This window comes from Vagococcus bubulae (genome assembly GCF_003950315.1).
GTDB lineage: Bacteria > Bacillota > Bacilli > Lactobacillales > Vagococcaceae > Vagococcus > Vagococcus bubulae.
On record NZ_NGJT01000002.1, the window covers coordinates 173521 to 186859 of the forward strand.

Consider the following 13339-nt stretch of genomic DNA (forward strand, 5'->3'; position numbering starts at 1 on the left):
CAATAATGGTATGATAAAGGAAATAGTATACGAAAAGTGGTGAGCTGATGGAAAAGCAAATGTTTCGATTACTAAATTCGACGAATCAACAATTATTAAGTATTCTTGAATTAATCTCTGAAAACAAACGGTGGTACACTACTAAAGAAATCGGGTTACATATCAATGTGGCAGAAAGAACAGCTCAAAGGTATATCCAACAAATCCGTGATATGGCTGAAATATTTAATACTGCTTCAAAAAAGCCTGTTATGATATATTCTGAAAAATATCGTGGTATCTATCTGGATAGTGAGTCTGGTTACATTGAATTAAAAAATTATATTTTTGAACAGGATGAAACCATTCAACTATTAAAGCATATTATTGTAGAAGATGGCGTGATGATTGAACGCTATGCTAATGAGCATTACCTTAGTCCAAACGCTGTTAAATCATCATTAAAAAAAATTAAAATCCTTTTTGAATTATATGATTTGACACTTTCTAGACAAAATCACACTATCATTGGCAATGAAAAACAAATTCGCTTAATCATTTATATTATGATGTGGACGTTGTACAAAGGAATGACATGGCCTTTTTCTACTATTAATGAAGCGATTATTTATCAAACAGTTGATTTGTTTTCTGAGACTAATCACTTGACGTTTTCTATCATACAACGAAAACAGTTAGCTTATGTTTTATCGACCAATTTGATTCGACTTAGAAAAAAACATTTTGTAGTGATGGAAGAAGAATGGCGAGATTACGTTGACATAGATGCACTGCTTGAAAAATTATCTTTTTTGAAAAGTTTAATGCAAGAATTTAATATATACTCTGAATCTGAAGTCTATTTTTATGCAGTTGTGTCACAAATCAAAACCAAGTTCTATGAATCTAGCGTCTTTAAAGAAGAAATATTAGCTTATCACAAACAAAAAAAATCAGATGTTTATCTAGCAACGCAACAATTTATTCAGTTGTTTCAAGTAACGTTTAGTGAGATTCCAGAGGATTTAAAGGAACGCTTTTTTATTACGAGTTTTTGTGCACATATGTTTTCCCGTTTATTTAAACGAGTACATGTTGACGTGGATGGTTATTATGTCATTAGTGAGATTAACGACCGTTATCCAGTCTTAAAACACAAAATGTTAGCCATGATACAACAGCTATATAAAGAAACAAATAATGAATTATTTTTAATGGAAGATTTTTTATTGCAGAAATATATCTTATTGTTCTCATCTATCCGTCCACTGACGTATTATGAAGCAGAAATTGCCATTTATTTAGATACGGACTTACCTTATTTTATTATAAAAGATATTGAAGAGAGAATTTTGTATCGTTACAAATATGACTATCATATTGTGTTTAAAAGTATTAGTGACACCGAGCCTATTGATATAGTGTTAACAAACATTCCAAATACGCTAGAAGAAAACAATCGGTACTCACCGCATATTCAATTATTTGATTATCCAATTAAAGAGCGAGATTTAATCGATATTGGAAAAAAATTACAACTTTTAGTACAAGAGAAAAGTCAGATGAAAATGAGGCTGACCCAGAAGTCTTAAAATAGAAAAAATCCCGTGAAATCAGTTTATTAAAATATTGATTTCATGGGATTTCTGTTTTATTAGTTTGGTGATTTTTACTTAATAAATTACTTTTGGGTCAGCCTCGTTTTTTTATCGCTTTATTGTTGTATTCTTAATAAAATATTAATAGAATTGTCAGGTTATCTTATTTTAATTTGAAAGTATCTATTATATACTTTAATTTACAGGTGATTTGAAGTATACTTGATAGTTGAAGAATAATGAGTCACTTATGATTAGAAGTTTTATTTATAAAATTGGAGGACGAAAACATGTGTGGATTTGTCGGATATATGAACCAACCAGGTATTGATCCAACAGTCATCAAACAAATGGCGGATCGTATTATACATAGAGGACCAGATGATGAAGGGTTTTACCAAGATGATGTTATCTCAATGGGATTTAGACGTCTGTCAATTATCGATTTGAATCACGGTCAACAACCTATGACTAACCAAACCAATACAAAAGTATTAACGTTTAATGGTGAAATATATAATTATGTTGAATTAAGAGAAGAATTACAAGAATTAGGTTATGAATTTAAAACAGAAGTGGATTCTGAAGTGTTGATTCATGGTTATGATGCTTGGCAAGAAGGGTTATTAGATCGTATTCGTGGGATGTATGCGTTCGTTATTTATGATTCTGAAACAGGCGAAGTATTTGGAGCACGCGATCACTTTGGTATCAAACCTCTTTATTACTTTAAAAATGAAGATACTTTTATGTGGGGATCAGAAATTAAAGCCTTTTTAGACCACCCATCATTTGTTAAAGAATTAAATGAAGAATTATTACCTATTCATTTAAGTTTTGAATACATTCCAAGTGATGAAACACTTTTTAAAAATGTCTTTAAAGTGAACCCAGGACATTATTTTAAATTTAAAGACAATGATTTAGAAGTCAATGAATATTATCACTTTACATTTGAAGAAGAACAAAAAATGACCATGGATGAAGCAAAACGTGACATCATTGATACAGTGGACGAATCTGTGAAAAGACATATGATTGCAGACGTTGAAGTGGGAAGCTTTTTATCAAGTGGGATTGATTCAAGCTACATTTTAAATGAGGCATCACAAGATCGTGACATTCAATCTTTTTCATTAGGATTTGACGATAAAAATATTAGTGAATTAGAATGGGCACAAGAATTTGCAAAAGAAATTGACCAAAAAAATACAGCGATTATGATTAATGATGAAGATTTCTTTGGTATTATTCCTAAAGCGATGTATCATATGGATGAACCATTATCTAATCCATCTGCGATTCAGTTATACTTCTTATCAAAAGAGACTAGTAAACATGTAAAAGTTGCTTTGTCTGGAGAAGGAGCAGATGAATTTTTCGGTGGGTATAATACTTACTTAGAAGCTGGTACTTTTAGAAAATATGAAAAATTTACGACACGTAATATGCGTCAATTGTTTGCTCAAACAGCGAAACGCTTGCCACATTTTCATGGACGTCGTTTCTTAATTCGTGGGGCACAAGATATTAGTGAACGTTACTATCGTGTGAATTATGTGTTTAATGAAGCGGAAAGAAATGACTTACTAAAAGATACACGTTTTAACAAGTCATCATCATTATATGTAAAAGCGTTATTTGATGAAGCAAAAAGTAAAGATGATGTGACTAAAATGCAACACTTTGATATTCATGGTTGGTTAGCCTATGATATTTTACATAAAGCAGACCGTATGAGCATGGCTAACTCACTAGAGGTCAGAACGCCTTTAGTGGATAAAGAAGTGGCTGAAATTGCAAAACGCATGCCAACTGATACGCGTGTTGACATGAAAAATGGTGTGACAAAAATTGCATGGCGTGAGGCTTCTGAAGCTAAATTACCAGATCGTATTGTCAACCGTGAAAAACTAGGATTTCCGTCTCCACTTGCTTCATGGTTAAAAGAAGATAAATACCAAGAGATGCTAAAAGACGCATTTAATTCAGATATTGCAAAAGAATTCTTTAATGTCGATTACTTGAATCGCTTATTAGAAGAACAAAAACAAGGAATAGCAAATATGCAAAAAATATTTACTATTTACACATTTATTGTTTGGTATCGTGTTTATTTTATTGAAAATTAATTAGAAGAAGGGAACCGATTATATTGACTCAAAAACAAGATTTTATCCCAGTGTTGTTAGGGGGAGATTTGAATCTGTATGGGATGGCCCGCTCATTTTATGACATTACAAATAAACCAGTCCGGACAATCGCCAGTGCCTCTATTGCACCAACAAAACATACGAAAATACTAGCTATTGAAGTTGTACCAAATTTTGATACAGATCCAACGTTTATCGAAACTATGAGAGAAGTCGCAAAAGAATATAAAAATTCTGATGTGCCAGTTATTTTGATGGGAATGGGAGATTGGTATACAGAACTGATCTCAAAACATTTAGAAGAATTATCTGAAACATTTGTTTGTCCATACATCAATAAAGAGTTAGAAAAACAATTAGTTAATAAGCAAGATTTTTATGATATTTGCGAAAAGTATGATTTACCTTATCCAAAAACGAAAATTATCACTCGTCGTATGGTAGAAAATTCTGAAGCTACACAACCTTTTGATTTTCCAATCGCTTTAAAACCTGCAAATAGTGTGTCATGGAATGATTTTACTGATCCGATTAAGGAAAAAGTCTATATTATCGATAATATGACAGAGTATAATCGTGTCATTCATGGCATATATGGAGCCGGATATAAAGATAATTTAATCTTGCAAGAATTTGTCGAAGGTAATGAAAGCCCAATGCGTGTGTTAAATTGTTATGTTGACAAAAATCATCAAGTCAAAATGATGTGTCTAGGTCATCCATTACTTGAAGACCCGACGCCACTTGGTATTGGCAATTACTTAGCTATCATGCCTGATTATAATGAAGCGATTTATAAACAAGTAAAAGACTTTTTAGAAGATATTAAATACACAGGTTTTGCAAACTTTGATTTGAAATATGATATAAAAGACAATACGTTTAAGTTTTTTGAAATTAATTTGAGACAAGGAAGAAGTAGTTTCTTTGTAACGCTTAATGGATTAAACTTAGCTGAGTGGGTTGTGAGAGATTATATTTATGATGATTTAAAAGATAGTGATACAGTTTATGCCAACATCCCAGATGATAAGGGGCAACTATGGCTAAATGTACCAATCGATATTTTCGATAAATATGTTCCTGAAACACAATATAAAGATATTGCTAGAGAGATGATAGCCGATAAACGCTATGGTTATACTTTCTATTATGATGGAGATCGTAGTTTAGGTCGTTATTTATTGCTTCAACGTATGTTTAGGTATTATCGAAAAGCGTTTAAAAAATATGGTAAGTAAGGTGGGATGATATGGAAAATTTCTTTACCGTCATTGGAGGTATGGGAACTAAAGCAACAGAATTATACGTCAAAATGGTGAATGATAAAACACCAGCTGAAAAAGACCAAGATTATTTAAATTATGTTTTAGTTAATTATGCCACTATTCCTGATAGAAGTTCTTATATAATGGATAAAGAAAATAATGAAAATCCATTACCATACTTACTTGATGTGATTAAAACACATGACAAGTTATCGCCAGATTTCTTTGTTTTAACCTGTAATACAGCACATTATTTTTTTGATGAGTTAGAAAAAGCAACAGACAAACCACTTCTTCATATGCCAAAATTGGCTATATCAAGAGTCAGTGATGCGTATGAAAAAAATGCACGTGTCGGGATTATTGGGACAGAAGGAACGATAAAAAATAAGATTTATGACCCTTTTATTGAAGAAGCTGGTTTCAACGTCGTTCATCCAACAAAAGATATCCAAGATAAAGTGAGTACGTTAATTTTTGATAAAATTAAACACTTAGATCAATTAGATCATGACTTATATCATGAAATACTTGATGATATGTTCAATGAATTAAACTGTGATGTCATAGTGTTAGGTTGTACAGAATTATCTATGATGGAAGATGCTGAAAATCAGATGAATGAGCATGTCATTGATCCACAAAATGTCTTAGCAGAAGAAACAGTGGCACTAGCTTTACAAAATAGAAAATAATGAAAAGATGACCTTATCTGCGGATGAGGTCATCTTTTTTGTCTAAAACTAGTATATTTTTAATTGTTGATTTACAATGAGACTAACAAAGAAAGGAATGAGTCTATGAAAACAATAACGAAAGAAAGTTTATTTGAACTAACTAGTTTATCCCAACCTATTTCAGTGGGAAACATCATCTTTTTTATGGAGCATTCGATTAATAAAGAGAGTGATCAATATGAATCTCGTATTTATAGTGTAGATAAACAGACAAAAGAGCGTCGATTATGGAGTGGTGAGGAAGTTTCAATTAGCCAGTTGAAAGTATCGCCAAATAAAAAATGGCTAAGCTATGTGAGTAAAGTTGGCAAAAAACTTCATTTAAAGATTCAATCATTAGATGGAGGTAGTGCCTATAGTTTGATGCAAAAAGATTCTTTTTCAGATTATACTTGGAATGAATCAAGTAGTGCGATTTATTTTATCCAAACGAAATCAATTGATGAAAAGAAAGAAGAAAAGACTTTAGAACAACCAAAAAGATGGAATAAATTGATTTATAAACTAGATGGAGCAGGATTATTAGACTTAAACGCGACATATCAATTAAGTAAGATAGTGCTAGCAACGAAAGAAGAAAGCGTCATGTTTGAAACCACTGATGAAATCAATTTAACCTATGTCTCTAAAGATGAAAGTTACGTGTTACTTGGACGAGATAAAGAACCACAAGATGAGTGGGATTATGGTAGTACATTGTATAAATATGATTTAGCAACAAAATCTCTGATGAGTTTAACAGAGTCATTGCCTACAGGAAGTTTTTATTATGGTAAGATGAGTCCTACTGAAGAAGAGTTGTTGTTAGTTGGAAATACCTTTGAATATGGCTTTGTTACCCAAAATAAATTGTATTACTATAATATGAAAAATGGTCGCTTAGTCTGTTTAACTGAAAGCCTAGATGAAGAAGTAGGTGACGCTATTGTTGGAGATTTCCAACAACAAGTAAGAGGAGTCGATATTGACTTTTTAACTCCTGATACTTTTATTTTCCCTGTGACTCATCATGGGAAAATTGTGTTATACAAGGGTGATTTTGATGGTAATTTCAAAAAAATATATGATGAAAAAAATCATCTAACAGATGCGTATTTAACAGGTAATGAACTAATTGTGACGTATTCAACGTTAATAGAGCCATCAGTTTTAGCGACTTTATCTTTAGAAGATGTCACATTAAAAACAGTATACAATCCAAATGAGTTAGTTTTAAAAGATATGACATTATCAACACCACAAGAATTTTGGTACGAATCTGAGGAGGATGTCTCCGTTCAGGGATGGTATGTGCCACCTATATCAAGTGAAAAACAGCATCCAGCCGTTCTATATATTCATGGTGGTCCTCAAGTCTGTTATGGTGAAACGTTTTTCCATGAAATGCAATACCATGCGGCAAATGGTTATGGTGTGGTGATGTTAAATCCTCGTGGAGGACAAGGTTATGGTCAAGAATTTGTAAGTGCCATATTAGGTGATTATGGCAACAAAGACTATCTTGATTTAATGACAGGATTAGATGCTGTGCTAACAGAACATCCTGAAATTGATGAGAAAAAATTAGTGGTTGCTGGTGGAAGTTATGGTGGCTTTATGACAAACTGGATTGTTGGTCATTCTAAACGATTTAAAGCGGCAGTGACACAACGTTCTATTTCTAACTGGATTAGTTTTTATGGGACAAGTGATATTGGGGCATTCTTTGTAAAATATCAATTATTAACTGATTTACCCAATATTTCAGATATGTGGAAGTTATCACCATTAGCTTACGTTGAGCATGCGAAAACACCGTTACTTGTTTTACATGGAGAAGACGATTTACGTTGTCCAAAAGAGCAAGGTGAACAAATGTATACAGCGATGAAACGTTTTAACGTGCCTACTGAAATGGTCGTGTATCCGAAATCGAGTCATGGCTTATCAAGAGGAGGATTACCTCATTTACGTTTAGCCCGTCTGACAGATATTTCATCATGGTTTGATAAGTATTTAAACAATGGAGAGACAATAAAATGAGTGTAAAAGACAAAACATTAGCAATGTTAGAAAATCATCGGGGAGAGTTTTTCTCCGGTGAAAAACTAGCTGAAACATTAGGTGTTTCAAGAAATGCTGTTTGGAAGGCGGTTAAACAACTAGAAACAGAAGGATACCCGATAAAAGCAGTAAAGAGTAAAGGCTATTCATTAGAAGAAACAAGTGATAAGTTATCTCTGCAGGGAATGTTACCTTTTCTTGATGAAACCATTGATTCTAGTTTGATTCAAGTTTATGAGTCGATTGATTCGACAAACAATTTAGCAAAAGAATTAGCTGTGTCAGGAGCAAAAAATGGGACAGTGATTATTGCAAATGAACAAACAAAGGGGCGTGGAAGATACGGGAAAACATTTGAATCGCCAAAAGATTCAGGTATTTATATGAGTATCATACTAAGACCTGAAGAGATGCCGCAAATTGATCCATCTCTTATGACAGCCTATTCAGCAGTTGTTGTCTCAGAGGTATTAGAGCAATTATCTGGTGAAAAAATAGGCATAAAATGGGTTAATGATTTGTTTTTAAACGGAAAAAAAGTATGTGGTATCTTAACAGAGGCTGTTAGTAATTTAGAAACTGGATGTTTAGATTGGATTGTAGTCGGTATTGGTATTAATGTATCAACTAAATCTGAGCTATTTTCAAAAAATGTTCAATCTGTTGCAACAGCACTGTTTAACAATAAAAAAACGATAAGAAATAAAATTGCTGCTAACGTTATCAATCAATTTTTCTTACAAGCTTCTAACATGACGCAAAAAAGTATGATGCAACAGTATCGTGAAAAATCTATCGTAGTTGGTCAACTGGTTTCCATTGTGTCAGGAGCAGATTCTTATGTTGCTCAAGTGGAAGATATTAAAGATAATGGCTCTTTGATGATTAAATTGTCTAATGGGGAAACAAGAGAGTTGAGATTTGGTGAAGTGTCGTTAAAACTAAAATAGTCACCTTTTTATTTTTTTTAGTTGACTAACCTTTTCTTTTTGTTATAATAAAAAAAGAAAAGGGGAGAAATGATGACAAAATTTAAAACATCTGATTTAACAAAAATTGCTTTATTTACTGCTGTGATAGTTGTCTTATCACAAATTAGTATTCCAATGCCGTATGGTGTCCCAATGACGTTACAAACATTTATTATTCCGTTAACAGGCGTATTACTTGGAAAAAAATCAGGCACTATGTCCACAATATTATATGTTTTGTTAGGATTAATTGGTTTGCCTGTTTTTGCAGGATTTTCTGGAGGAGCTGCTATTGTATTTGGTCCAACAGGAGGTTTTATTTTAAGTTTTCCAATTATGGCATATATTGCAGGTTGGTTTGCAGAACGTGAGAATATTGTGTTCCTATATATAGGATTATTTTTAGGAGCTATGATTAATTTCTTAGTAGGCTTTATTGTGTTTCATTTTGTTACGGGAAGTAGCTTATCTGTGGCTTTTACAGCAACAGTGTTACCATTTATTCCAACGACTATTATAAAAGTTGTAGTCATTGGTTTAATATCACAAAAATTGAGACCATTAGTAAAAAATAAAGTATTAGTATAGAAAAAAGCTGATTAAAAAGCCTTAAAATAGAAAAAATCCCATGAAATCCGTTAATTCCAACGTTGATTTCATGGGATTTCTATTTTGTTAGTTGAGTGATTTTTATTTAAAAAATCACTTTTTGGTCAGTCTTTTTTTGTGTTATTGAGCTGATAGTAGGTAGTTTCCAAAGGCTTCTTTGTCATATCCGGGAGAAATTCTAACACGTTTTAAAGCAAATAAGCCATCATTCTTACTAGCATATCCAGGTTCGGTAGTCAGTGCTAATTTATATCCCACATTTTCTGCTTCTTTTTCAACTTGTTCATCATATCGACCAGCTGGATAACACACGACTGATGTATTCTGATTTAAAGTAGTGTCCATCCAAGTTTTAGAATCTGCTAGCTCTGTATGAATTTGTTCATCACTTAATGTGTTTAAATCCAAATGGCTCACAGTATGACTTTCGATTGAAACAAAGCCACTGTCAATCATTTTTTTCATATCGTCTTCATGAAAATAATATTGATTATCTAGTTTTGAGGTGATGTAATTAATAGTCGCATTCATTTTTAAATCTTCTAATATTGGAAATCCTTCAGTAAAATTATTTAAGTAACCATCATCTAAAGTAACCCAAACGATATTTTCTTTTGGCTTTTTATTTTCTGTTAATACAATGTAGGCTTCTTCAGGAGTTAACGTATAATAATCATGTTCTTTCAACCATTCCATATGCTGTTTAAATTCCTCAGGTGGGAGTTTCAAGGTATTACCATCATCACTTTTAGTTAAACTATGATACATTAAAATTGGAAAAGAAATAGCTGTGTCGCTGGTTATCCAATTAGACGTATCAATGTCATTAGAATATTTTTTCTTTTCAGATGTTTGAGTTGTTTCTTGGCTCGCTACATCAACTAAACTAGATGATGCGGTTGTTTTAGTAGTCTTTAGTTGATTATGTGGTTGAAATAATTTTACACCCAAAATAATAAGTTCAACAGATAATAGGATAACTAAAAACCATAGTATTTTTTTCTTCATTTGTTGCCTCCTTGTCTTGTCTATAGTATCAAAGCCCTCTTTAGATTGGCAAGTATTTGTTGAAAGAATTGAGCTATGTTAAACTGTTTAAGATGAGTTAAGCAGAATTAATAGATAAAATAGAATGGAAGTGTTTGGGTGAAACAATCTCAATTTAAATGGGAAGAGCAATCATTATCTGAAGAACAACAACAACTTATTGAAGTGTTTAAAGAAAATAAATTATCTCCAATTATTAGTGAATTATTAGTAAAACGTGGTGTAGCAACTTTAGAAGAAGCACAATCTTTTTTGACCCCTACATTGGCAGCTACGCATGATCCTTTTTTGTTATACGATATGGACAAAGCGGTTAGTCGTATTCAACAAGCTATCGAACAAGGCGAAAAAATCTTAATATATGGTGATTATGATGCAGATGGTATTACCAGTACAACTGTGTTAAAAGAAGCTATTGAATTGATTGGTGGAGAAGTAGAGTATTATTTACCCGATCGATTTGTTGATGGATATGGACCTAATACAGAAGTCTATCAATATTATATTAATCAAGGAATTAATTTAATTGTGACAGTCGATAATGGTGTGAGTGGCCATGAAGCGTTGATGTTTGCAAAAGAGCAAGGAGTAGATGTGATTGTCACAGATCATCATGAGTTGCCAGCTGAATTACCTGAAGCATATGCAATTATTCACCCGAGACATCCGTTGGGAGAGTATCCATTTAAAGATTTAGCAGGAGTTGGTGTAGCATTTAAAGTTGCAACAGCCCTTTTAGGTGAAATCCCTATGGAAAGCTTAGATTTAGTAGCTATTGGAACAGTAGCTGATTTAGTTTCTTTAACTGGAGAAAATAGAATATTAGTTAGTTCAGGATTGAAAATATTAAAACAAACTGAGCGAGTTGGCTTGCATGCTTTAGCAGAAATTGGGAGCTTAGATTTAGCCAATGCAAATGAAGAAACGATTGGATTTGGCATTGCCCCTAGATTAAATGCAATGGGACGATTAAAAAGTGCTATGCCAGCTGTAGAGTTAATGACAACATTTGATGATGAAGAGGCAATGTGTATTGCAACAGATATTCAAGAAACCAATGCTGAACGTCAAGCTTTAGTTAAAACTATTACAAAAGATGCTTTAGAAATGGTTGACGCTATGGGCGAGTTGCCTATCTATGTTTTGTATAAAGAAGAGTGGCATGAAGGGGTATTAGGTATTGTTGCAAGCCATATTGTCAGACAAACACAACGACCAACCATTGTTTTAACGAAAAATGATGATACACAATTATTAAAAGGATCTGGAAGAAGTATTGCTAACATTGATTTATTTCAAGTTTTATCACAAATAAAAGAACAATTTGTGTCTTTTGGTGGGCACCATATGGCAGCAGGGCTATCATTTGAGTCGGATAAATTAGATGAAATTAAGAATGATTTGATTAAGATTGTGTCTCCTTTAATAACGGAAGAAACCAAAGAAACTTTAACCATTGATGCGAGACTTGAACTCTCAGATATTTCAGTTGAACTGATTGAGGAATTAACTAAGTTATCTCCTTTTGGAACAGATAACCCATCACCACATTTTTTATTTGAAAAAAATCAAGTGGATGGAATGAAAAAAATCGGGGCAGATAACAATCATCTAAAGGGACAATTAGTTCAAACTACTAGTCAAATTGATTGTATTGCATTTGGAAAAGGGGATGCAATAGATGAACTAGTGACAGGTGAATCGGTTGATGTAGTAGGAAAGTTATCTATTAATGAGTGGAATGGATTTAGGAAAGCTCAATTAATGATGGAAGATTATCAGGTATCAGGCATCCAAATTTTTGATATGCGTGGTGGAAAAAACAATGATTTTGCTCAGCTATCAATTAATCCTACCTACGTCATTTTTAATGATGAAACATCTGCAGCTAATATACCAACAGAATGTTTGTATCATGTTAAAACTAAAGAAGATATTGAGGCTTTAACACAAATTAAAGAAATGGTGTTTGTTGATTGTCCTTATGATTTAGAAGTAGTTTCATCTTTAGTTTCACTGTGTGACATTCATCGTTTATACTTGTGGATAAATGTCTCGACAGAACATTATTTATCAGGCGTTCCAACACGAGAACAGTTTAGTAAAGTATTTAAATTGGTTCAAACGCAAGGAAGTCTAGATGTGCGTTATAAATTAACAGAGTTATCCAATTATCTACAAATATCTAAAAATCATTTAATTTTTATCATAAAAGTGTTTTTTGATTTAGGATTTGTTACAATAGAAGATGGTTTGATGAGTAAAGTTGCCAATCCTAGTGCTAAAGCTTTAGAAGAAAGTGACGTTTATCAAGCCTACTTACATAAAATTGACATGGAAAAACTATTTTTATATAGTAATGTAGCAGATATTCGTCATTGGATATCGCAACAGGAGGAAGACAGATGAACTTAAAAGATTATATTGCTAGTATCCCTAATTACCCTCAAGAAGGTGTTATCTTTAGAGATATTTCACCGTTAATGGGAGACGGAGCAGCTTATCAAGAAGCCACAAATCAAATTGTAAAATATGCTAAAGAGCGTGGAGCTGAAATGGTTGTTGGACCAGAAGCTCGTGGTTTTATTATTGGTTGCCCAGTTGCTTATGAACTAGGCATAGGGTTTGCACCAGCTCGTAAAAAAGGAAAATTACCTCGTGAAACCATTGAAGTAGACTATGGTTTAGAATATGGTAAAGCAACACTAACACTTCATAAAGATGCGATTAAACCTGGTCAAAAAGTGATTATCTGTGATGATTTATTGGCAACAGGTGGTACGATAGCAGCCACAATTGAATTAGTTGAGCAATTAGGTGGAGAAGTAGTTGGATGTGCTTTCTTAGTAGAATTAAACGAGTTAAATGGTAGAGAAAAAATTGAAGGCTATGATATCTTAGCCTTGATGGATTTTTAAAAACTAGATGATAATA

Annotated in this window: 10 protein-coding genes; 9 read left to right on the plus strand and 1 reads right to left on the minus strand. The window is 32.7% G+C overall.

What is annotated here, in order from left to right; all coding sequences use genetic code 11:
- Nucleotides 1–47 precede the first annotated feature (47 nt).
- The 7 genes from CBF36_RS01920 to CBF36_RS01950 all read left to right on the plus strand — a co-directional run bounded on the left by CBF36_RS01920 (nucleotide 48) and on the right by CBF36_RS01950 (nucleotide 9337).
- Nucleotides 48–1571: a helix-turn-helix domain-containing protein gene (locus CBF36_RS01920; RefSeq protein ID WP_125956128.1), complete on the plus strand. Its 1524-nt coding sequence runs from the start codon at nucleotides 48–50 to the stop codon at nucleotides 1569–1571.
- A gap of 296 nt (nucleotides 1572–1867) precedes the next feature.
- Nucleotides 1868–3709, plus strand: coding sequence for an asparagine synthase (glutamine-hydrolyzing) (asnB, locus tag CBF36_RS01925; protein ID WP_125956130.1), 1842 nt, complete (start codon nucleotides 1868–1870; stop codon nucleotides 3707–3709).
- A 20-nt stretch (nucleotides 3710–3729) separates the two neighbouring features.
- Complete coding sequence (locus CBF36_RS01930) at nucleotides 3730–4971, plus strand: carboxylate--amine ligase (RefSeq protein WP_165865356.1); 1242 nt, start codon at nucleotides 3730–3732, stop codon at nucleotides 4969–4971.
- Nucleotides 4972–4982: 11 nt separating this feature from the next.
- A complete protein-coding gene (locus CBF36_RS01935; protein WP_125956134.1) occupies nucleotides 4983–5693 on the plus strand; it encodes an aspartate/glutamate racemase family protein in 711 nt (236 codons plus the stop codon).
- Between the two features lie 105 nt (nucleotides 5694–5798).
- The gene (locus CBF36_RS01940) at nucleotides 5799–7757 is read left to right on the plus strand and encodes an alpha/beta hydrolase family protein (protein ID WP_125956135.1); all 1959 of its coding nucleotides are present in this window, start codon (nucleotides 5799–5801) and stop codon (nucleotides 7755–7757) included.
- Complete coding sequence (locus tag CBF36_RS01945; protein ID WP_125956137.1) at nucleotides 7754–8728, plus strand: biotin--[acetyl-CoA-carboxylase] ligase; 975 nt, start codon at nucleotides 7754–7756, stop codon at nucleotides 8726–8728. The genes CBF36_RS01940 and CBF36_RS01945 overlap by 4 nt, the downstream gene beginning before the upstream one ends.
- Nucleotides 8729–8800: 72 nt before the next feature.
- Entirely contained in the window at nucleotides 8801–9337 is a 537-nt protein-coding gene (locus CBF36_RS01950; protein ID WP_207854434.1) for a biotin transporter BioY, read from the plus strand.
- Nucleotides 9338–9478: 141 nt separating this feature from the next.
- Here CBF36_RS01950 and CBF36_RS01955 read toward each other — a convergent pair whose 3' ends face one another.
- Nucleotides 9479–10366 carry a polysaccharide deacetylase family protein gene (locus tag CBF36_RS01955; protein ID WP_125956140.1) on the minus strand — a complete coding sequence of 296 codons (888 nt, stop codon included), beginning with the start codon at nucleotides 10364–10366 and terminating at the stop codon, nucleotides 9479–9481.
- A 198-nt stretch (nucleotides 10367–10564) separates the two neighbouring features.
- Here CBF36_RS01955 and recJ point away from each other — a divergent pair, with 198 nt between their 5' ends.
- Together recJ and CBF36_RS01965 are read left to right on the plus strand one after the other, a co-directional pair.
- Nucleotides 10565–12814 (plus strand): single-stranded-DNA-specific exonuclease RecJ, encoded by a 2250-nt coding sequence (recJ, locus tag CBF36_RS01960; protein WP_463673926.1) that lies wholly within the window; start codon nucleotides 10565–10567, stop codon nucleotides 12812–12814.
- Nucleotides 12811–13323: an adenine phosphoribosyltransferase gene (locus CBF36_RS01965; protein ID WP_125956144.1), complete on the plus strand. Its 513-nt coding sequence runs from the start codon at nucleotides 12811–12813 to the stop codon at nucleotides 13321–13323. The genes recJ and CBF36_RS01965 overlap by 4 nt, the downstream gene beginning before the upstream one ends.
- The last annotated feature ends 16 nt before the right edge of the window (nucleotides 13324–13339 follow it).